This is a genomic window from Saccharophagus degradans 2-40, assembly GCF_000013665.1.
In the GTDB taxonomy this organism is placed as follows: Bacteria; Pseudomonadota; Gammaproteobacteria; order Pseudomonadales; family Cellvibrionaceae; genus Saccharophagus; species Saccharophagus degradans.
Genome location: NC_007912.1, coordinates 48,155 through 70,738, shown reverse-complemented (window position 1 = coordinate 70,738; position 22,584 = coordinate 48,155). Strand labels below are relative to the sequence as shown.

14 protein-coding genes are annotated in these 22,584 nt (G+C 46.3%); 2 read left to right on the top strand and 12 right to left on the bottom strand.

Annotated elements, in window-relative coordinates; all coding sequences use genetic code 11:
- Positions 1-37 precede the first annotated feature (37 nt).
- The 4 genes from SDE_RS00290 to SDE_RS00275 all read right to left on the bottom strand — a co-directional run bounded on the left by SDE_RS00290 (position 38) and on the right by SDE_RS00275 (position 12,862).
- Entirely contained in the window at positions 38-8,185 is an 8,148-nt protein-coding gene (locus SDE_RS00290; RefSeq protein ID WP_158303835.1) for a filamentous hemagglutinin N-terminal domain-containing protein, read from the bottom strand.
- On the bottom strand, positions 8,151-9,746 hold the full coding sequence (locus SDE_RS00285; protein ID WP_143710814.1) for a ShlB/FhaC/HecB family hemolysin secretion/activation protein: 1,596 nt from the start codon (positions 9,744-9,746) through the stop codon (positions 8,151-8,153). Before SDE_RS00285 ends, SDE_RS00290 begins: the two co-directional genes overlap by 35 nt.
- Positions 9,747-9,823: 77 nt before the next feature.
- Positions 9,824-11,644 carry an adenylyl cyclase gene (locus tag SDE_RS00280; RefSeq protein WP_158303834.1) on the bottom strand — a complete coding sequence of 607 codons (1,821 nt, stop codon included), beginning with the start codon at positions 11,642-11,644 and terminating at the stop codon, positions 9,824-9,826.
- A gap of 237 nt (positions 11,645-11,881) precedes the next feature.
- The gene (locus SDE_RS00275; protein WP_011466541.1) at positions 11,882-12,862 is read right to left on the bottom strand and encodes an SGNH/GDSL hydrolase family protein; all 981 of its coding nucleotides are present in this window, start codon (positions 12,860-12,862) and stop codon (positions 11,882-11,884) included.
- 454 nt (positions 12,863-13,316) lie between these two features.
- Between SDE_RS00275 and SDE_RS00270 the strand changes: the two genes are divergently transcribed.
- Entirely contained in the window at positions 13,317-14,447 is a 1,131-nt protein-coding gene (locus tag SDE_RS00270; protein WP_011466540.1) for an S-(hydroxymethyl)glutathione dehydrogenase/class III alcohol dehydrogenase, read from the top strand.
- 11 nt (positions 14,448-14,458) lie between these two features.
- Positions 14,459-15,301, top strand: coding sequence for an S-formylglutathione hydrolase (gene fghA / locus SDE_RS00265; protein ID WP_011466539.1), 843 nt, complete (start codon positions 14,459-14,461; stop codon positions 15,299-15,301).
- A gap of 102 nt (positions 15,302-15,403) precedes the next feature.
- Here the strand turns inward: fghA and SDE_RS00260 are convergent, their stop codons facing one another.
- From SDE_RS00260 to SDE_RS00225, 8 genes are all read right to left on the bottom strand, one after another.
- Positions 15,404-16,990, bottom strand: a complete 1,587-nt coding sequence (locus tag SDE_RS00260) for a hypothetical protein (protein ID WP_011466538.1) — start codon at positions 16,988-16,990, stop codon at positions 15,404-15,406.
- A gap of 24 nt (positions 16,991-17,014) precedes the next feature.
- Positions 17,015-17,509, bottom strand: coding sequence for a hypothetical protein (locus SDE_RS00255; protein ID WP_011466537.1), 495 nt, complete (start codon positions 17,507-17,509; stop codon positions 17,015-17,017).
- Between the two features lie 27 nt (positions 17,510-17,536).
- Positions 17,537-17,911: a PaaI family thioesterase gene (locus SDE_RS00250; protein ID WP_011466536.1), complete on the bottom strand. Its 375-nt coding sequence runs from the start codon at positions 17,909-17,911 to the stop codon at positions 17,537-17,539.
- A 188-nt stretch (positions 17,912-18,099) separates the two neighbouring features.
- Positions 18,100-18,549 (bottom strand): DUF7079 family protein, encoded by a 450-nt coding sequence (locus SDE_RS20995; protein WP_011466535.1) that lies wholly within the window; start codon positions 18,547-18,549, stop codon positions 18,100-18,102.
- A gap of 73 nt (positions 18,550-18,622) precedes the next feature.
- Positions 18,623-19,333 carry a hypothetical protein gene (locus SDE_RS20990; RefSeq protein ID WP_011466534.1) on the bottom strand — a complete coding sequence of 237 codons (711 nt, stop codon included), beginning with the start codon at positions 19,331-19,333 and terminating at the stop codon, positions 18,623-18,625.
- 427 nt (positions 19,334-19,760) lie between these two features.
- Positions 19,761-20,420, bottom strand: coding sequence for an SCO family protein (locus SDE_RS00235; protein ID WP_011466533.1), 660 nt, complete (start codon positions 20,418-20,420; stop codon positions 19,761-19,763).
- A 2-nt stretch (positions 20,421-20,422) separates the two neighbouring features.
- Positions 20,423-21,334, bottom strand: coding sequence for a heme o synthase (gene cyoE, locus SDE_RS00230; protein WP_011466532.1), 912 nt, complete (start codon positions 21,332-21,334; stop codon positions 20,423-20,425).
- A 65-nt stretch (positions 21,335-21,399) separates the two neighbouring features.
- Positions 21,400-22,584 (bottom strand): COX15/CtaA family protein, encoded by a 1,185-nt coding sequence (locus tag SDE_RS00225; RefSeq protein ID WP_011466531.1) that lies wholly within the window; start codon positions 22,582-22,584, stop codon positions 21,400-21,402.

Genomic DNA, 22,584 nt, shown 5'->3' with positions numbered 1-22,584 from the left:
TTCACCACACATCTGTTTACGTAAATAATTTACAACATTAGCGAATTACTTTTGGCGGCAGCTGGCCGCCTACTGTCCAATGGGATAAAAAGTTTTTAACGGCAGATTCAATTGCGCAGTGGCCTTTATTTTTTTTGTCTGGGTCACTGCAATCTGACGAGCTATACAATTCATCAAACGCTTGGTCGGCATCGTCTTTCTTCTCTGGTTGCGGTTGCACCGTAGCATCGGCATTTATGTTTTCTTGCATGTCGTTTACCACCTCTACCACGTTTTCGATGGGTAGCTCTGGCGAGGGTGTAGGTTCTGGGTCTGGGTCTGGTTCTGGTTCTGGTTCTGGTTCTGGCAGCACAAAACTATCTGGTCGTATTGCAATGGTGCGGCCGGTGCGCGCTAAGCGGTTGGTATCGGAGATGGCATCAGATGAAGTAGCCAAACCGTTAAGCAGTAAAGTACCGTCCAATGCATCGTCTACTTGGTTGTAACTTGTTAATTGCGAAGCGCTGGCCAACACCACCACGCTGCTCGATTGCACATTGGCAACGCCTGCGCCCAAACCATCTATTTCTATATCACCCCCCACCGCAATCACGCTTGCTTGCGAATCGGCGCTGCCAATTGTAATGGTACGCGTTTGAGCGCCGTTGTTTGGCAATTCAAACCGTATAGATGTTTGCGAAGGGTTGCCATTAAAGCCGGCACCCAAACCACCCTCCGCGGTTTGATCGACAGTATTGGTGGATTGCACCACCACGGTACTGCCTATGCCGTCGTTACTAATATTTATATTGCCGTTACTTACAGTGGCCTCAAATAAACCTGTGCGCGTGCCATTGGCAAGGGTATCGCTAAGGCTTACGTTATTGGCTATGCGTAAATCACCTGTGGCAATATTTATAGCCGCATTGCCATTGTTTATTAGCAGCGCGTTGCCATCGGCATTTAAGTCGCTAAGAATTAAGCCGTTGGTTTCGTTTAGGGTAAGGGTTTGATTCGGTAAGGTGATATCTGCGCTATCTATACTTGTTGTTAACGTGGTGGCAGCAATGGGATTGCTAAGCGCTAATAAAAAATTCTCGCCGTTAATGGTTGTATTTCTATCGCTATCAATTAAATCGGTTGCGGTTACAGCCAGCAACCCAGCACTGCTTTGCAAGCCGGTATCTGGCACAGTAAAGGTGCCGTCTATTTGAAAATTAGCATCGGTTAAATTATTTGCTGCTAATAAGGTTACGCTATTTATAGCGTGGTAACGCAGCTCACCGCCCACATTTGTAATAGCAAGCCTTGCTGAATCTACATCAAAAAATTGGTTTGCACCTTGGCCAAGAATATTGCCACTTGCAGTTAGCTCTACACCACCTGCCGAGGCTACTATTTCGGCATCGCTGCTGCTATCGCCAACAATATTCACCCCTGCAATAGTTACAGCGTTGTTTGCCGTGCTAGTGGAAATAAGTTGAGCGTCGAGCGTTACATCGCCGCTGCCATTGGCATCCTGGTCGGCAGTAATAGCAATGGTGCCGCCGTAGCTATTTATAGTTGCGTTTGGTAATTGAATATGGCGATTGGCCGCTAAGCTTATGGCAATGTTATCTATGGGTGCGCCTGCGCTGCCATCTACAATATTTGCACCGGTGGTAAACATTAAATCGTTACCGGCAAATAAAGTTAACACTTGGCCAGATTGATCATCCACGTGTAAATCGTTAGCTACCGTTAAATTATTGCCCGCGTTTACGGTTACATTACCACTGCGCGCAATAATGGAGTTATTAAGGGCATCTTCGCTACTATCAAATAATGTAAGGTCGGCTGGAGCATTAACGGTAACGCCGCCGCTGCCATCTATTGTGGCATCTAGGTTGGTTGCGTTGGCATTCACAATTATATCGGCCACCAAGTCTGTTAGCTCTAAGTATAAATCGCTAGCTGCAATGTCTACTTCGCGGCCTGCGCCGTCGGTTAGGTCGGCGGCAAATATCGCCACATCTGAACTTGCACTTAAGCCTGCATCTTCAATAGTGACTGTGCCGTCTGCTCGCAGCCTTAATGCATCTAGGCCTGTTGCGGTAAGTGCAACATCTTGGTCGACATAAATATTTGCACTGCCTGCTGCGGTTTGATTTATTGCTAGCTGCGAGCTGCTAATTTCTAAAAATTCATCTCCGCTATCTATAACGCTGGTTGCACTGCTAAGCACTACACCGCCATTAGTAGCCGTAATATCTATAATGCCTTCGCCGCCGTCATCTATAAAACCGTTAGTGATTAATTCAATTGCGTTGCTCGCTGTGCTGGTAGAGCTTAGCCCGGTTACCGTTAATTGATTACCGGCATTAAGTAATAACGTACCGCCACTTACATTAATGCTATTGCTATTGTTTAGGCTAATTGTATTCGCCGCGGTAAGTTGCACATTTACATTATCGGTAGTGGCGGGTGTTTGGTCGCTAATTTGAGTCGCGTTGGCAAACACAATATCGTTTGCGGCTGTTAGTTGTAGGGTTTGGCCGTTGGCGCCGTCTAAATCTATTGTGTTGGTTAGGGTTATATCGCCAACTAGGGTAGATAGATTCATAGCGCCAGAGGTAACACTAAAGGCTGTTGCGTTAGTGTCGTTAACTAAATCTATTAACTCTAGTGCGCCGTTATTAATTAATATGAAATCACTGCCTGCTACGGTGCCATCTAGACGATTAAACGTTGTGTTAAATAATGTGGTGGCGCCTAGGTTGGTAATATCTAAAAACGCCGTGTTTGCACTTAACGTAAGTGTACGGCCGGTGCTGCTGGTAATATCGTCGGCTAATATATTTAGTTCGCCAATAACCGCCACGCCTGCGGCATCTACAGTTAGCAAACCGTTGGGTACGTAAACAAATACATCGGTGCCATTGGTTAAACTAGTTAGGTTTAAATCGTTTAGCTCTACTAACCGCACAGGGCCTGGCGCAGCCATTGTAATGGCGGCGCTGTTTAATTCTGTTTCGATAGAGCTCACATCGCCAATATCCACCGTTGCCGTTAAGTTGGCGCCACCGTTGGCGGCAACAATATCTAAGTGACTATCACCAAAGTCGCGAATGCTTGCTGCATTTAATGTAATTGCATTAGCTAGGGTACTGTCGGTTTGCAAACTGCTTACAAATAAAGTGTTGCCTGCAAGTGCATTAATTAAGCCAGCACCTGCATAAATTCTAGCGCCGTCTGTCATTTGTATATTTTGCCCGGCTTGCAGCGAAATATTTGTTGCATCTGCTGTGACGGTATTACTGTCTTGCCACACGCTTGCGGCAAGAATGTCTAAATCGTTTGCTGCACTAAATAACCAATTAACGCCGTTGGTGCCGTCTAGGTCTATGGCGTTTGCGATGGTTAAATCACCTGCCGTGGTGCTTAAGTTTATATCACCTAGGGTAGAAAAATTATTAAGCGTAAGCGCTGCATTGTTAGTAATGGTTATGGTACTAGCGGTTTGATTATTAAAATTTAAACTCGCCAAGCTGGTATTTAATTGAGTGGCTGCGCCTAACCCTCTAAAGGTTAGGTCTGCATTGGCAGCAGTTAATGCCACTGCAGTATCGCCATCGGTAATATCCCAAACATTTAATACTATTGCGCCCGTTGCAGTTAGCCCCGTTGCGGGCACTATTAAGCCGCCGTTGCCACTGGTAACAATATTTAAATCGCCGCCTATGCTGTGGCTGGCATCGGTAATGGTTAGGTTAGTTGCGCCGTTTAATGTAACGTCGCCCACACTATTAAGCGTTGCAACGGTAAGGTTCGCACCATTTTGTTGGTTTACCGTCACCGCACCGCTGTTGGTATTGGTAAGCGCTAAAGCGGTGGTTTCTATATCTAGGTTAGTTACGCCATCTAACGCGGTTATTTGTATGCCGCCGGCGGTTGCTTCTATTTCTGTTTGGGTTGTGGCATCGCCCACTATTTGCGCGGCAATAATATCCACTGCACTGGTAGTAGCACTAGTGGTAAAAAGCTGCCCCAATAATTGTAATGTACCGGTACCGTCTGCATTGTTGTTGGCATTTATGGTTATGGTACCCGCGTTGGTATTTATTAAATGGCCTGCGGGCAACGCAATATGGCGGTCGGCTTGTAGCACTAGGTTTACGTCGTCGGCAATGGTGAAATCGCTATCGCTTATATTATTGCCGGTGGTAAAAATAATATCGTTATTTGTAATTAAACTGTGGGTTAAGCCGCTTTGGTTATTTATATCTAGCGGTGCATCTAAGCTTATATCACCCGCTGCGCTTAGTATCATATTGCCGCTTGTGGTTAAAAATGTGTTGGTGTTTGTATCTTCTACGCTGTCTAACAAACTTAGGCTGGCGGATGTATTAAAAGTAAAATCGCCCGCGCCCGCTACCGAGCCATCTAAGGTTGCGGCGTTAGTTGTTACCCCCAAGTTACCCGCCATGGCATCTAGTTGAATAAATAAATCGGTGGCGGTTATATCTAACGCTCTGCCGGCTGTATCTTGTACGTCTTCGGCTTTAATTACCACTGCACCGGTACTTATTACGCCTGCGTCTTGTAGGGTAAGGGTGCCCGCTACGCGTATATCGAGAAAATCAAAACCGGAACCGCTCAGCGCCATATCAACACCAGAATCGATTGATATATCGCCAACGCCGGTTAAGTTTATTTCTAAGTTCGAAGTATCTGCTTCGAAATAAGCGCCTATACCGCCGGTTACCCCTGTAGCTGTATTCAGAATAATACCGCCGTTTATGGCTCTTAAATCCGACGTTGTAGATGTGTTGCCGCGCACTCTGTTTGCGTTAATTACTATTGCGTTAGCAGAAGCAGAACTGGTGGTAAGACGCGATATTTGCGCTACCCCGCTGGTGTTAATTAATGCTGTGCCTGCACCTATATCTAGCATGTCTATATCGTTGGCCAACAGAGCGCCACCTGCTGTTAGCTGTAGCGTAATACTATCAGGTGATGCTGTAGCCGAATCTTCCCAGCGCACTGCGGCGGCTAAGTCTAAATTGTTGGCCGCAGTAAAGTTCCAGGTGGCGCCATCGCTGCCGTTGGTATCGACGTTGCTGGTAAATACTAAATCGCCGCTGCTGGTAGTTAAGGTAATATCGCCACCTGCAGCAAAGCTGTTTACGTTTAGCGCACCGCTATTTACAAAACTAATTGCGCTTGCGGCTGGCGACGAAAAAGTTAAATCCGAGAAATTAGTGTTAAGTTGCGTGGCCGTCGTTAAGCCACGCAAAGTTAGTGCACCACTGGCGCCATTTAAAAGTACGGTATTATCGCTGTCGCTTATATCGAATACATCCAGCGTAATGGCACCGGTTGTGGTTATGCCTGTGTTAGGCAAGGTAAAGGCACCTGCGCCTAAGGTGGTAATGTTTACATCGCCACCTACGCTGTTAGCTGCATCGGTAAGGGTAAGTTGCGTAACACCATCGAGAGTAAAATTTGCAACGGTAGATAAAATACTAATGGTAAGGTCGGCGCTGTTTTGTTGATGCAGCGTTACGTCGCCCGACGTGCTATTGGTAAGCGCAAGATTGGCCGCTTCTATTTCTAAATCTGGTATGCCAGTAGCGGCGCTAAGTACTATGCCGCCGTTAATGGCGCTTAGGTCGGTTGCGGCATCACCGGCATCGTTAATGGTGCCGGCAGCGGTTAAGCTTATGGCATTGTTGGCGGCACTGGTGGAGCTAAGCCCGGTTACGGTTAGGTCGCCACCGCTATTAACCAACAGCGTGCCGCCGCCAACATCTACCGTTACATTTGTATCTAGGGTGAGATTATTGGCGGTGTGTAATTCCAGCGCGACGCTATCCACAGTGCCAGGGGTAAGGTCAGATACTTGCCATGAAGCAGGCAATATAAGGTCTGCGCCGGCATCTAATATCAAGGTGCCGCCATTGCCGCCGTCTAAATCTATATTGGAGGCCAATGTTAAATCGCCCGCGGCTGTGCGCACGGCGAGGTAGCTGCCCTCTAGCGATACCCCACTGCTATCGACATCCAAAGCGCCATCGCTAATGGTTAGGGCGCCGGTATTAATAATATCTAAGCCCGCACCGCCCGCCCGCGCATCTAAACTGGTAACGGTTGTGTTAATAGTTGTTAGGGCTGCAGGGTTGGCTATATCCAGCCAAAGCTGGTTCGCCCCAAGGGTAAGCGTGCGCCCCAAATCACCAGTTAGGTCGTCGGCAATTATGCTCATGTTGCCCGATGCACTTATGCCTGGGTCGTCGATGGTAAGGGTGCCGCTTTGCAGCCAGAGGTCGATATTTTGGCCATTGGTAAGCGAGGTAATTTGCAGGTCATCTACTTCTAATATGCGTACGGGCGCGGCGCCAGCCATGGTAATTGTAAGCTGGCTTATATTGGTTTCTATGTAACTTGCGCTGCCCACGTTGCTTACTGCATTTATAGTTACCCCACCGTTAGGGGCAATTAAATCTATATCGGTATCGCCGCCATCTACAACACTTACCCCTATTAATGTAATGGCGTTAGCTGCCGTACTATTGCTGGTGAGGCTGCCAACTTGAATGCTGCTACCCGCGGTAAAGTTTATTAGCCCAGTGCCCGCCTCTACACGGCTGGTATCGGGCATGGTAATGGCGCCACCGGCGGTAAAATTTATGTTGGTATTATCTACTGTGGCTGTTGTTTGATCGGCGATAACAACACCTGCCGACACGATAATATTGCCATCCGCCACCAGCGATAAACTGCCGCCGTTGCTACCGTCTAAATCGATATTGCTATCAACGGTTATATGGCCACTTTCACCATCGCCAAATTCCACATCAGTGCGCACCTCTATGTTGCCACCGCCACTTAGCGCGGCCTCTAAGGTGGCGACATCTAAGGTGGAACTACCCGACGCGGAAGACTGAAAAGGCGTGGCTGCTGTTACTAGGTTATCTACGGTGGTTATGGTGATATCGTCGGGGTCGATAAGAAAAGTACCGTGCTCACCTACGCCACTGGCCACGTTTACTCTGCCCAGTGCATCCACATGCTTTAGGCCAGAAACATCCACATAGCCCCCGCGGCCATCTACCGAGCTGGCATTGACCTGCGCGCCCACATGCATAACCGTGGTGTTGGGGGAGAAAAACACCGCGCTACCGGCCTCGCCATTGTGGGCCGATACATTGGTCGTGGCCTGCGAGCCTATTTCTACCAAATTGGCACCCTGCAAATTCACATTGCCGCCGTCGCCTTGATTGGCACCCGCCTGACTGGTTATAGCGCCAAACTGTGCAATGCGATTTGCCTGAACAGTAATATCCCCCGCGCCACCAATGGCGGTTGCTGCGGTATCCATAGTGCCCATATTGATGGCGTCGCCCTGCTCGGCCACAAGGACAATATTGCCACCCTGCTCACTAATGCGCTGGGCGCGCAATGTGCCATGGTTGGTGATATTGCTGCCGCTTGCACTAGCTTGCCCTGCGTTATCTTGACCTGCCCCACCTTGACCTGCCCCACCAAGACTTAGTCCCCCTTGATGGGGGCTATCTAACAGAATACTTATGGGGCTGCCGTCTACTTGGGCAAATACGCCATTACCAGTAGATAATCTAATGTCGCCACCAATAGCCTCAATTTTGCCGTTGTTCTCTACAATTGGGGCAACAAAAACCACGCCATTTGCACCGGTTGCAGTTATGTCTGCGTTGTTAACAATGCTGGCCGCTGGGTTTGAATTGGCTGCCGAGTCTGCAGGTACCAAGCCGCCGGTCATAAACGCTTCGGTATTGATATCTACCGTGCTTACCAACAGGCCGCCCACATTTACCTGCGCGCCACCACCAAACATTACGCCCTGTGGGTTAACCAAAAATACTTGGCCGTTGGCATTCAGGGCGCCGGCAATTTGGCTAAGGTTGTTGCCCACAACGCGGTTTAATAGCACAGCATTTTCGCCCGGCTGCACCACATTAACGGCTTCGCCTTGGCCAATAGAAAAGTTTTGATAATTAATAACAGCGCGTTCGCTGTTTTGCTGAATATTAAATTGGCCCTGCACGCTTTCATCTAAGGCGATATCGCCAGCTACCACCTGCGCGCCCTCTGGCCCCGCAAATGCGCCGCTACTAATAAGCGCGATACAGCAAGCCAACCGCAATGGCTTGTTATTGCCAGCGCAATTGGACATAGACTTGGTCATCGCCATTTACCTCTTGGTTGGTTGCACTGGCATAGGTGGCATTGGCAGAAAATCGCCCCCAGCGCAGGTTTAAGCCCGCGCCAAAGCCACTTTGGCTAACACTTAATGCACTGGCGTCGTCGGCTTGGTATTGCTCGCCACTTCCGGAATCAAAAAACATATAGGGCGCCGCGCTAAATGGCTGCTCGGCCAATTGGGTATTTACCAACGCTGGCATATGCAGTTCTGCACTTAGCAATACACCGGTATCTGCACTTACTGTTCCCACGGGGCTGGCACGCACGCCGTAAAAACCGCTAAGGCTTAAGGTTTCTATGGCGGGTAGCGGTGTTTTATCGGCCAGCTGCCCGCGTATAAATAAACGGGGCTGAATGGCGAAGCGCGAGCTTGAATTAAACTGAGTGGAGGCAAAAAAGTGATACTCCAGCTTGGCTAGGGTTTGGCCTTCGCCCTCATCCAAACTAAATTCCCCGCCAATTGCACTGGCACCAAAGGCGATGCGCCCTTTGCCAAAGGTGTGGTTAGCACTGTAATTAACAGCGGCACCCATGCTTGTTTCTTCGCGCCCTAGGGCGTCGTCAAACAGCGCATCGTCGCTGCCAAAGCTGCTGGTTTTGTGAAAGCCACCCAAGCCAATTTGGCGGCTGTGCTTGGGGTTGTGGTTAAGCGCGCGGTTAACATCCAAACGCAGGCTGCGCGAGCTGCCGGTTGCTTCCAGCTGTTCAAAATTGCTGCCCAGCGCGTAGCGAGTGTCGCCCACGCCCAACTCCCACCAGGTGTTTAAGCTTGGCAAGGTATAGCGGTAATTAAGGTAGCCGTAGGTGGTGGTGCCCTCACCTTGGGTGGAAAGCACGGCCAGCGTGGCGCGATCAAAATCCCCTAGCAGCGAATAGCCCTTAAGCTCGCCCACCATGCGGTATTTACCTGTGGCCTGCGAACCATAGTTTTCTGCGCGCAGGGAATAAAACGGTTGGCTGCGCTCATCGACCCGCAAATTAAGCACCACCTCACCCTGCCGCGGCCCGCGCGAATAAAAGGCAAATACCGATAAAGTAGGCTGGGCCTGCAGGGCATACACAATGTTTTCTATACGCGGGGCAAACACGCGCTCACCCACCACAGGTGCAAAGGGCTTGCTTAGGCGCCTGTCGTCGTAGTCGGTATTGTTAATTACGTTGATACTTACCAGAACGGATTTTTGATAGCGAAACTGCACTATACCGTTAGCCACGGTTTGCGGCGGTAAGTAGAGGCTATCAAAGGTGTAGCCCTCTGCCCGCACCGCAACGGTAAGCACATCGGCTATGCGGTGTAACTCGTCAATAGAGATAGTGGCGGGGTATTTACGGCGCTCGCTACTGGCCAAGCGAGTGAGGTCGCGCAGGCGATTGGCCTTAAGCTCGCCTTCGCCGCCAGTGGCAATAACAATCGCTTTTACTTCTAGGCGCGATTGGTCGTTATCTAGGTTAATGGCTATATCGGCGCGCGCCATCACTGCGGCGCACAGCAGTCCAACGCAGCAGGCCAATTGCCAACAGCGGTGCGAGAAAAAACTTGCCATAGTCATGCAGGCCTAAAAAAAGTAAGAGACTGCCTTAAACTATAGTCGATACTTACCACACCCTGAGTGGATTTACCCTATTTAGGGGGCTGCGGGTTTACGCCGTGGTAGAGGGTTAACTCACCCACCTCTGTTGCAGGCCCCAAGCCATTAATAACATGGTTAATACCACCATAAAGGCCGGCAAAATTCGCTATGTGGGTAATATGTACATTGGGGCTATTGGGTACCTCTGCGGCGTTTTCTAACCTTACATTATTGCTTACCGTGGGTTCGCCTCTAAAAAAGCTGTATATACCCAAACCCCACGCACTGTGCTGTTTTACGTGATTTGCTACTTTATACGAGGCGAACCCCGCTGCCCCGTTGTCGTTCCACGCTGCAATGCTGGGTGGCTTGTAGGGAATTTCCGATTGATAAAAATAAGTGCGGCCGCGCTCGCCATTCCACAGTGTTTGATAATGTTGAAAGTGTTCGTTAAACAGGCCGTAAATGGTTACATCGTCGCCGTTTACCACTAAACCGTGGGCACTTTTATTCACTTGCCAATCGGCACCCACACCGTGATCTGCGCGCCACAACCAAAAGTGATCGGCAATTACGTGATTGCTATTTATGGTTACGCACACCTCAGTTTGGCCCGCAATGGCGCCACCTACGCGGCAATAAATATCGTTTAGGCTACTGGGGTTATCCGCGTGGGACATGTGCGTTTTACTCTGCCCCAATTGCAGCAACACCGGCGAATTCATTAGCCCTGCATCAAACATTAAGCCCGCAATCTTTAACCCGCCTACATCGGCAGCGACCATTGCCGGCGTGCCGTTTTCGGGTATTAGCGTAGGCAAGCCCAACCCCAATACCACTGTATTTGGCCTATTTATGCGAATAGCTTCATCTAGCGGGTAAAGCCCAGGGGTAAACAGTAAGTGCTTACCTTGCGCCAAAGCATTGTTGATGGTTGTGGATGTATCGCGGCCGGCTTGGGCAATATAAAACTGGCTTAAGGGAATAAGCTCACCGGCTTCGTCTGCGCGCCAACTTACACCGCGACTGTTTGTGGATAAAGCCGGTACAAACACCTCGTAGTCGCCCTGCTTATTGAGGGTTAAAAATGGCTTATCGCGCACCAAGGGCGTTGTACTAATTGCGGTAGTAGGCGAAGTGGGCCAATCGTTGGCGGGGGCACCTTTTACGCCCACAAATACACGGTTCCAATTACCGCCCTGCCAGCTACCTAACTCACTGTTGCGGGTAAACCACTGCTGCCCCGTGGTTAAACCTGCCAGCCCCTCTACTATCGAGTTGGCCATGTAACCGCCGCTGGCCCAGCTGCCCTTATCAAACTGTACGTCGCCTTTTATATGCATTCGACGGTACGGCGCCGCTTGCGATACCGCCCACAACATAGGCTTTGCACTTGGCTTTACTAAAAAGTTTTCCGCCCCGCGCCAAAACATGGTGGTCACTTTGTTGCCTTCGGTAGACGCGGTAGATTGCAGCGCGCCATTAATTACTACGTCACCGGGTTTGCGCCCCAACCCCAGTGCTTGCACGTAGTAATCCACGTTTACTTCTAAGTTGTATTCACCTGGCTTGAATAAAATGGCATAGCGTTGATTGCTGAATTCGCTATAGGCTTGCTGTGCGTGCAGTTGATCGAGCTTTTGCTGCATCGCCATGGGGTTCATGCTGGGGTTGAACACCCATACTTTGTCACCGAACAAGGGCGTAGTAAAAACTGGCGTAGGTAAATGGGGGCCAGCTTTTATTGTTTTCTCGCTCGACTTACAGGCGCAAATAGCTAGGCAAAGTAGGCTTATGGTAATTGGCTTTACTAGGATAGAAAAAGACGCAGCAGCCGACATCGGCCGGCCAAGAAAAAAGTGGGGCAACATAACAGGCTCTAACAATAGTTTTATATTTATTTTCGCGATTTTCCACCTTAGAGTAATTGGCCGCCAAACAGAACAATTTGCGATTGCGGTTGCGGTAACGTGGTTTATTTGTAAGTTTAACGGGGCGAGAGGCAAGCTTTAGCAAGTAGTAGCAGGCACAGACTATAGCTGCACCCGCTGACGTACACCTATGCGACTTTTAACTAAAAAGCCGCATAGAAGAAAGTTTGCATGGGACTAGTTACTTGGGCACAAGTGATGTTTTGTTCTGCGATGGTAATTGCCGCGCTTGCAGTAACTTACTTGGTGCAATAAATCTTGGGTAAATGCATCGGCAATGAGTTTGTGAGTTTTACTGGTAATAAGCACATCGGTCATAAACAAAAAGCTGTTGAAATCGCAGCCGCCAGTAGCCAATTGCTCTACACACACATCAACGCTATTTTTGATTCCGTAAAAACCCGCATTAGCAACTAACCCTTTTACATAGCGATCAAAATCAAACCGATAAATTCGCTGGCCAGTGTTGCGCTCTACACGATTAAGCATTCTAGAAAACTTGCGATTAAAATAGTCGGTTGCTTCGGTAACACGCGCTTCAATACCTCTGCGCTGCATAGCCGGTAAAAAACCAATATCGGCAAAAGTAGGAGCAAATATATGCTGCGCTCCGCTATCAATAAGCAAATACAACTGTGCTTCTATTCCAAACACGGCGTCGTCTAGCATTTGGTATGGTAAAGGCGCAGGTGTGGTAATGGCTTCAACTACATCGTGGCTACCTGCCCACATAAAAATTAAACTATCGGCGGGTACGCTGTAGTCTTTGCTTGCTAAATAAGTCTGCACTTGGCCACTTATATTTAACTCACCGCTTTGGCCTGCCCATGCATTGCGCATGGAATAGTTTGTTCCCATAGGCTCGCTAACTTCACCGGCAACATGCAGCGAAGGGCTAGCGCTTAAACCCAATGTTTCTGCCATGTAATCTGAAATAACAGGGCCATTTGCAAACCGGTTGTTCCAAAAAATGCCTGGTAGATCGCCATACAACGATGCAAAGTTTCCCGTATCGGTAAATACACCACCGAAAATTACCAATTCACCAAAGCCCTGTTGCGGCTGATCAATTAAATCGGTTTTGTGATTTGAATGCGCGAAACTAAACCCAGAAAGTAGCAACAGGCCTGTCGCGATTAAACGGCTATAAATTTTCATTCGTTTATCCTTGCCAAATAATGTGAAAAATAAAAAAGTAAAATGTGAACTTTGCATAAAAGCGCAGAGCATAGTAGTGAATATATTTTAAAATAAAAGTTAATAAACGCCGTAAAAAGAGATAGACGACACTATTTTTGTAGCGGGTAAAATCAAAGAAATAGGCAGGTGAACAAGTAGTGAAATGCTCTATTTTTACCATTTAGTACATGCACAAAATGATACATTGCGGGGGTATTCCCCCATACTTTGTAGCCAAATTAAAACGAGTGGCGCACAAGCAAAACCCTATTATTTAGCATGCAATGTGCTATTTTTACGCTTTATTTACACATTCCTCTGCTTAGTTCACATGTTAGAATGACCGAAACTTGCCTTTATTTTGACTTTTTAAACAAATATTTGGCTGCAAGCATATCTATCAACCAGCAACCCCATTCCATATAGGCACACTATGACTGATACATTTATAAAATCTAGGGCCGCGGTCGCGTGGGCCGCAGGCGAACCATTATCCATAGAAGAAGTAGATGTAATGATGCCCAAGGCCGGCGAAGTGCTGGTTAAAATTGTTGCTACAGGCGTATGCCACACAGATGCGTTCACCCTATCTGGCGAGGACCCAGAGGGTATATTCCCTGCCATATTAGGCCACGAAGGCGGCGGTATAGTAGAAGCCCTAGGCGAAGGGGTAACCAGCGTTGCGGTGGGCGACCATGTTATCCCCCTGTATACCCCTGAATGTGGCGAGTGTAAGTTTTGTTTATCTGGCAAAACTAACCTGTGCCAAAAAATTCGCGCCACCCAAGGTAAAGGCTTAATGCCAGATGGCACTACCCGCTTTTATAAAGATGGCCAGCCCATTTACCACTATATGGGCACCTCTACTTTCTCTGAATACACCGTATTACCAGAAATATCCCTAGCCAAAGTAAACCAAAAAGCACCGCTAGAAGAGGTTTGTTTACTCGGCTGTGGCGTAACAACCGGTATGGGCGCAGTAATGAATACTGCCAAAGTAAAAGAAGGCGATACCGTAGCCATTTTCGGTTTAGGGGGTATTGGCCTATCCGCCGTTATTGGCGCAACCATGGCCAAGGCCAGCCGTATTATCGCCATTGATATTAACGAGAGTAAATTTGAGCTAGCCAAAAAGCTGGGCGCCACAGATTGCATAAACCCCAAGCTTTACGACAAGCCCATACAAGATGTAATAGTAGAGCTTACCGATGGCGGCGTGGATTTTTCGTTTGAGTGTATAGGCAACGTGAACGTAATGCGCTCTGCACTTGAGTGCTGCCATAAGGGCTGGGGCGAATCGATCATTATTGGGGTAGCCGGTGCTGGGCAAGAAATTTCTACCCGCCCTTTCCAACTCGTTACTGGGCGCGTATGGCGGGGCACAGCCTTTGGCGGTGTGAAAGGCCGCTCAGAATTACCGGGCATAGTAGAGCAATATTTGGCGGGCGACTTTAAATTAGACGACTTTATTACCCACACCATGGGCCTAGAAGATATTAATACCGCTTTCGATTTAATGCATCACGGCAAAAGTATTCGCTCGGTAATTCATTTCAACAAATAGAAGGTGCGGGTATGACATTAACAAAAGTAAGCAGCGCAAAAGTAGCCGGTGGCTGGCACCAACAATTTAGCCATAGCGCTACAAGCACTGCCTGCGCTATGCGGTTTGCCATTTTTTTACCGCCGCAAGCCGGCCCAAATAACCCAGTGCCGGTGGTGTATTGGCTTTCTGGTTTAACCTGCACCGATGAAAACTTTATGCAAAAAGCCGGCGCATTTAAAAAAGCCGCCGAGTTGGGGTTAGCCATTGTTGCCCCCGACACTAGCCCGCGCGGCGACGGCGTAGCAGACGACCCAGAAGGCAGTTACGACTTTGGTTTAGGCGCAGGCTTTTACGTAAACGCCACCCAACAACCCTTTGCTAAACACTACCAAATGTACACCTATGTAGTAGAAGAGTTACCGGCGCTTATAGAAGCCAACTTTCCGGTTACTAGCCAACGCGCAATAAGCGGCCATTCCATGGGCGGCCACGGCGCGCTAATGATTGCCCTGCGCAACCCCAGTTTATTTAGCTCTGTTACCGCATTCAGCCCAATAGCACACCCCACAGAATGCCCCTGGGGTGTAAAAGCATTTACAGGGTACTTAGGCGAAGATAAAAAAATATGGACGCAGTATGACAGCACACTGCTAATGCAAAATAAATCCACCGGCCCCGCCGCCCTAGTCGACCAAGGCGACGCCGATAATTTTTTACAACAACAATTAAAACCCGAACACCTACAGCAAGCAGCCAAACAAAGCGGTTATCCACTTACATTACGCATGCAAGCCGGTTACGACCACAGCTACTTTTTTATTAGTAGTTTTATCGATGAGCATTTGGCGTTTCATGCACAGAGGTTTGGGTGATGGCTGTAGGAATTTTCTAGCCTATTACCTAAGCTATTTATAAGTCAGCTAACACAATGTCAGCTGACTTATAGAGGTATTTCAGCTACTAGCACTAAGAAATTAGAAAGTCCGTTGATCGGTACATTCATCAGAATAACAATGTAAGGTACTTCCAGTATAAATCTCTGAATATGAATTTTCATCTTCGCTCTCATTAAATAAAGCCAGTTGAAAATAGATATCCCCTTCAAAATTGGGAGGTTCTAAGTCAGAAAAATAGGGCACGTGTAATTCACCTGTATTCGGAGCTGTTACTATCCAGCGAAATTTATCTCCAGAAGCCGTATCACCTTCTAGCTGAAGCTTAACGTATTCGTAATTTTCAAGCCCTTCACCTGTCCAAATTAAATTTAGATCGCGACCAAAATTTATTTCAAGACTACTAAACAACCCTGGCTCAGCCGTTCGTGATATCGTAGTGGGTATTTCGTCTAGCACCTCATATGCGTATTGAAACTGCACGCGATATGGATATCCACGTTCTATAAATTTAACCTTAGTCAATAAATACTCGTCTACCGGCACATCCACTACATTCATAATTGCATTGTTTTCATTATTATTAGTGTAATACCCTCCGAGCTTAAACGTAGATATATTATCTTGGCCATCAAAGCCCCATATAAAAAAATGAGCCTCTTCCTTTAATATATTTTCAATAACAGCGGTTAAGAAATCAGTTTGTGTGTTACTTACATTTACTACTTCGCCATCGACAAAATCATCTGTGCTAAAAAAACCATAACTTTGAATATTACGGTTATCTGCTACTTCAGCTACAAGTACATTATTGGTTTGGTTTACTTCAGGGTGATAATATCTTGTGTAGGTTTCGAAAAAGCCACCATAAACCCAATAATGATCACAGCTACCCGAACCGCTGAGCTCTATAGATAACGAACCTGACTCCTCTGTGGTATTTGTATTACTAAAGGTAATTCCCTTACATGATTCATCTAAGTAGCGCGGCGCTGAACTAAATTGGATAGGGCTCGTGTCCAAGTACACGGCACTTTCTAACTGAGGGTTAATTACGGTCCAATAATTAAAAAACAACTCATTGTTAATCGTATCTACTGTCGATGCCGTATAAGCCTCGGGCATTTCATCTACAAAAATTATTTCGTTTTCACTAAAGTTGCTGTACTCAAGCACTTCACCGCCATAAGCATTATGCAGATAGACGCCAGTTATTGTTGCGGGGCGCGCGCCTTCCGATGGGCGATAAAATCTTTCACCCTGATAAAATACATGTACGGTATCTAGTATATCCTTGGTGCTAATAGAAAAACTCGTGCTGTATCCGCCAACCATGATATTGCAATGTGCAATAGAGCTATATTCGGCAGGAGCAATAATTTGAAAACGTAGCGTATCCCCGTTACTAACTTGAGTAGCATCAGTTACAAACTGATCATTACCATTAATACTATATCCACAACCATCTACTGTAATACTCACCGCTTGGTCTACACCAGCTACGCTGAAAGAACCAGTTTGGTGTACATAGTTCTTTTCTGAACCTTCTATATTTGCCAGTACGAATCCATCTGGAATTATATCGACCTCGGGTGTTTTTTCAGATCCCCCACCACACGCAGCCAATAAACTAGCAACAATCCCAACTGTCAAAAATTGATACTTCACTTCCTTCTCCTTGCTGTCACTTCTCTAATGTATATCTGGTTTATTCCAATATCTTTTGTGCTGTTTAATCCAACGGTTTACACCCAATACCATTGCAGTGGTATCTAGTGCGGTTAGAAACATGTACTCTCCAAAACTTAATCTATCCCAATATAAAAAAGTTTCTATTACTTGGGATATAACCATTACTATAACTATATCGCGCCATACATTTTTTACCGACCACTTTGCGCACATATAGCCAGATACAAAGCTTACGCTTAGGCCCACCGCTAAAAATAGAATATTTATAGAAGAGAAAAGACCGGCAGCTTCGAATATTGCGGTGATGTCTTCTAGGCTTTTACCCTGCGACATATAGAAAGATGTAATAAAAGCAGCCACAATAAACGTAAGTAAATGGGTAACGCCATAATCGAATATTAACGTTAGCGGTATAGCGCGACCACTATTGCCTTTGCCTGGGCCAGTAGGCGGCGTGACGTTTGATTGTGGTGGTTCGTATATATTGTTACTCATAGAAACTCTTGCTGTATTTAAATATCGTTAGCTAGACAGCAAATGATTAGTGGTTACATCTGCTATTATTTTGCCATCTGTATCGGTTACTTGGGTGCGCACTACGCTTACCGTTTTACCTTTTTTAATAAATTCACTCTTTGCTAGAAACTTACCCGTTTTATTATTGCCGGTGAAATTTGCATTTAGATTGATCGCTAATGGAAAGCCCTGCATACCTTCTGTAGGCATAGTTTTGCCAATAACCAATACAGAAGCCGCTACGTCGGCAAACCACAGCATTGCACCGGCATGCACTATGCCAAAGGGGTTAAGTATACCCTTTTGTACTGGCATTTCCGCGGTTACTTCGGTATCGGTTTGGCTTAAAAGGGTAAATTTTATTTCGCCAGTCACTTCCATGATTAGTTACCTTGGTTTATTAGAAGAACTTAAATTTGTAAAGGATGCTAAATAGCGTAGTTTATGTGAGCTAAAATGTACTATATAGAAAGTTTCTTTAACTTTAATGATGTAATGGATAATAGCGCCTTAGCTTAGAAGTAATTTACAAACAACCCAGCCAAAAGCTAAAACTGCAACAAAACCTATCACACACTGAACCAACATTTCCACAGACGCTTTAGGCCTGATTCACTATAAATAGGCGGTGGTTGCATAGCCTCAGCGTGTTCCTTTGGCAAAAACCTGCACACCTTTAACCACTCTTTTTGGGTGATTTCTACTAAAGTTGCAGCAGACAGTATACCGCCCGCACCTAGCGTTTTTTGCTCGCAAGCTAACACATCTAACATTCTGTGTTTAAGCCAGACTGGGTTAAACCCAGCCCACTCCCCCGCAATACAACGCAGGTTATCACCTACTCCAAGTAATACTTCTTGCCACAAAATACTATTAATTTCTCGTGGGCTATATCCGCTTTTTAAAACTGTATTCGCTATAAATTTGTAATCACTTTCTTGGAGGTCTGTGTCCAAAAAGAGGTCGGACATGGCTTTCCAAACAGGGAATCTCTTATCGATCTCTTCATTTGATAGCATAGTTTTAAAACTTACAGAATTTTATGAGCTATATTTTCTTGTGCTAACATTTATGCGTAACAAGCGCCGGCAATCAATGCAACTGCCTACTTTGCTGCGCAGTTATATGAATATAATTCATTGCGCACTGCACACTTTTCGCGGCCAGTAACGGATTGGATTGTAAAATAAAATGAGGGCCGCTAATTGGTGATATAGCAACATTGCTAAAGGTGTTGGCTAACTCTTTTGTTTTGCTGCTATCTACCAATTTATCTTCGGTGGGAACAATACACACACAGGGTATTGCACATTTAAATGCAGTCTCTTTGGGCATATCTAAAATAGCTGCCATGCGTGCTTTTAGCACTTCTGGCGGCACACTTTTTAGTACGTCTTTTAGCATAACTATTGCGTCGTTAGTGGCAGCCTCGCCCAAAAAGTACTTTCTACAAACTGTATCGAACCCAGGCATATTCGCGAGTATGTGCAGTGGCAATGATTTTGCCAATCGCAATAAAGCGCGATTCGGCGCGCTTACAAAACCCGATACAATGACGACACCTAATAAGTGTTTATCATCTTGTTCTACAATGTAGCGCACTAAACCGCTAGAGAACGATTCCGCCAGTAATATGTAATCTTGCTTCGGTAAACGCGGAGCAATTGCTGTAGCAATTTGAGTGTAGCTTTGCTCGCCGCGTTCAGGTAATGGCAGTACGGTTGTATCGCTTTGCAAATACTGCAAAAGCGGATTAAATAATTCACCTGTGCCATCCATTCCAGGTAATAGAACGAGTTTCACACTATTCTCCCAATGCTATTGGCTATATATTGCCCAAAAAGGCGACTTGGGTGCCATAAATACGTAGCAACCACCATAGCTTTCTATTCTAGACCTTAATTTATCGTACAGAAGTTTTATAAACATACTAATTTAAAGCGATAAGCTAACCTACCTTAATTCGGCCTTACCTAGCAAGCCATGCCGTATATAGAGCTATTGGCTTTGGCGGTCAGATTGTAAAACATGGAATAAGCGCTAGAGATACAAATGCTTGTTTGAGTATATAGAAGCTGGTTGATAGGTGCTTTGCTAAATGTTGGTGGCCATTCGTCAACTTCCAATAATAACGGTAGTTAACGAATGACACTGTCTGAATGGGTAAACGTACGATTTATAATTGAGTTACGTTTTATAATCGAGCTATGCACTTATAGGTGATAAGTTCTTAAAGCTCTGCACTAGAGACAATAGACTGGTAAGTAAGTTTTAATTTAGCCAGCTCAAAAGGAGGCTTAAAGAAACCGTGGTAGTGCCCGTGCGGGTTGATAAGAATTAAGTTGCCTGAGTGATCTATGGTGTAGTCGCCGTTATCTAGCATTACTTTATTAAAAGCTACGTTTAAATCGCCAGCCAAACGTTTTACTGCTAAAAATTCGCCGGTAATTGCATTAAAGTCTTTATTAAAGTGCTCTATATATATTTTTAATTTTTCTGGTGTATCGCGCGCTGGGTCGGCCGTTACCATTAGTACCTGGGTATTGGCTTTTATTTCTGGCTCTAATGAATTTACCACTTTGCTAAGTTGCATAAGCGTAGTTGGGCAAATGTCTGGGCAGTGGGTAAAGCCAAAGTAGATTAATGTCCATTTACCCTTTAGGGCTTCTAAGGTATAGGGTTGGTTGTTTTGATCAACCAAATTAAAGTCGCGAATAATTCTAGCGGTATCAAATTCTATGGCGCCATTGGCCCGCAATTGTTGATCGCTTAGTATGCGCGGCTGCAAAATTTTGTTCATAAACAAACTTAACACTATTACCATAAACGCCACGGCGGCTATAACAGTGTATTTAATGCCTTTTTGCTGCTTGTTGGTTTGTTCAGTCACGCTTAGCTCACAATGTTTGTGGGTAGTAAATAATGGTCTAACAGCATAACCACAAAAAGTGCCATTAGGTAAACAATCGAATATTTAAATGCGTCCATACCCGCATTTTTATTTTTGTTGCGCATCATGGCTACGGCGTAATATAAAAAACCAATACCCAATACCACCGCACCTAACAAATACAACTCGTTTAACATATGCGTTGCATAGGGCAATAGCGTTACAGCAATAAGAATAAAGGTATACAGCAGTATTTGGATTTTTGTGTAGGCCTCACCGTGGGTAACGGGCAACATAGGTATTTTTGCGTTGGCGTATTCTTCTTTGCGGTGAACGGCTAGCGCCCAGAAGTGTGGCGGTGTCCAAGCAAATATTATTAGCACTAGTAACAGTGCGTGGCCGTGCACTTCACCCGTTACCGCAACCCAACCTAATAATGGTGGCGCCGCACCTGCAAGGCCGCCTATAACAATGTTTTGCGGGGTCGCGCGTTTAAGCCAAAAAGTATAGATAAAAGCGTAGCCAACTAGCGAAGCCAGCGTTAACCAAGCGGTTAAGTGGTTTACCCAAACCATTAAAATGGCCATGCCCGCCAAACCTAATATCGCGGCGAAAAGTATCGCTTTAGTTGGATCAATTCTGCCCTTGGCAATGGGGCGATTAAATGTGCGCGCCATTTTCAAATCGACTTTTCTATCTACTAAATGGTTTACCGCTGCGGCAGAGCCAGCACATAGCGCTATGCCTAAGTTGCCTAAAATAAGAATATCGATTGGTACCATACCCGGCACTGCGAGCAACATGCCAATTAAAGAGGTAAGTAACATAAGTGCAACTACATTAGGTTTAGTTAACTCTAGGTAGTCGCGCCATCCTGCCACATCGTGATTCGAAATGCTTGCTTGTTCTGTCATAACTACACTCTTTTTAGTTTGTTAACGCAGCCAACTTACTCTTCGCCGTTTGCGTTGCAATATTTTTAGCTGGCCTTCGCCGTGCGCAACCTGTGGTTCAAGGTTACCAGTATTAGCAGTAAAGCTGCACCACCTGCGTTATGGGCGACGGCGATGGCTAGTGGTAGCGCAAAAACAACGTTACTTATGCCCAACGCTACTTGTAAAAGCGTACCCGAAATGACTATTACAGCCCATCGCTTAGCCAGTGGTGACTCTACCCGAAATAATCTAAAGGCTAATAAGGCCATAACCACAAACGTTAACAGGGCGCCTAACCTATGGCTAAAATGGATCGCCGTGCGAGCGGCATTGTCCATTACGCCACCTAAATAGTTTGGCCCTACATGCTGTAAAAAATTAAAGCCTTGGGCGAAGTCAGTTTCGGGTAACCAAGTGTTATGGCACTTGGGAAAGTCCGCACAGGCTAGCGCCGCATAGTTTGAGGTTGTCCAACCACCTAGCGCTATTTGCAATGCCACAACAACCAAACCTATTAAAGCCAATACCTTAATGGTGTTTAATTCACTTAATACCGCGCTGTTAAGCTGCCAAGTGTAATTGCCGCAACGCTGAATAAGCAGCCAAATGAATGCCAGAGTAGTGAAGCCACCCAATAGGTGCGCCGTTACAACTTGTGGCCAAAGATTGAGGGTTACCGTCCACATACCAAACAGGCCCTGTAATATAACCAGCCCCGCGAGCAGTGCCGGTAATTTAAAAGGCATGCTAGAGGTGTTGCTCGCTGTAGGTTGCATCCAATTTAGGCGGCACAGGTTTAAAAAATAACACGCAACAAATAACAGTAAAAGTGGGTCGAGCTTATCGCCTATTATTACTCTACCCACCGTACCTGCTACCAATACACCTAAGAGCAATACTACCGAGCGCCACGGCGTTTTTTCATTTCTACCAACCAGTGCTACAGCGAAAATACCCAAAATTATTAGCCCTAAGCTTGAGGCAAATATTCTGTGAATTTGCTCTGGCCAGGTTTTGTGGGTTTCTACCGGTGCATGACTAAAGTTTTCGTTAGCTTTTGCAATATCGGCTTCGCTGGTGGGCACCCATACATGGCCGTAACACGTAGGCCAATCTGGGCAGCCTAAACCCGCATCCACCAAGCGTGTAAATGCACCCAACAATACCACTACTGCGGCAACCGCAAAGGCCAAGCAAGAAAGACGGTACACGAGCTTTTTATTTTTCAT

Bases quoted from the DNA above. Each gene is read 5' to 3' on its own strand.
- SDE_RS00290 (WP_158303835.1), bottom strand. From the start codon at position 8,185: ATGACCAAGTCTATGTCCAATTGCGCTGGCAATAACAAGCCATTGCGG.
- SDE_RS00285 (WP_143710814.1), bottom strand. From the start codon at position 9,746: ATGGCAAGTTTTTTCTCGCACCGCTGTTGGCAATTGGCCTGCTGCGTT.
- SDE_RS00280 (WP_158303834.1), bottom strand. From the start codon at position 11,644: ATGTTGCCCCACTTTTTTCTTGGCCGGCCGATGTCGGCTGCTGCGTCT.
- SDE_RS00275 (WP_011466541.1), bottom strand. From the start codon at position 12,862: ATGAAAATTTATAGCCGTTTAATCGCGACAGGCCTGTTGCTACTTTCT.
- SDE_RS00270 (WP_011466540.1), top strand. From the start codon at position 13,317: ATGACTGATACATTTATAAAATCTAGGGCCGCGGTCGCGTGGGCCGCA.
- fghA (WP_011466539.1), top strand. From the start codon at position 14,459: ATGACATTAACAAAAGTAAGCAGCGCAAAAGTAGCCGGTGGCTGGCAC.
- SDE_RS00255 (WP_011466537.1), bottom strand. From the start codon at position 17,509: ATGAGTAACAATATATACGAACCACCACAATCAAACGTCACGCCGCCT.
- SDE_RS00250 (WP_011466536.1), bottom strand. From the start codon at position 17,911: ATGGAAGTGACTGGCGAAATAAAATTTACCCTTTTAAGCCAAACCGAT.
- SDE_RS20995 (WP_011466535.1), bottom strand. From the start codon at position 18,549: ATGCTATCAAATGAAGAGATCGATAAGAGATTCCCTGTTTGGAAAGCC.
- cyoE (WP_011466532.1), bottom strand. From the start codon at position 21,334: ATGACAGAACAAGCAAGCATTTCGAATCACGATGTGGCAGGATGGCGC.
- SDE_RS00225 (WP_011466531.1), bottom strand. From the start codon at position 22,584: ATGAAAAATAAAAAGCTCGTGTACCGTCTTTCTTGCTTGGCCTTTGCG.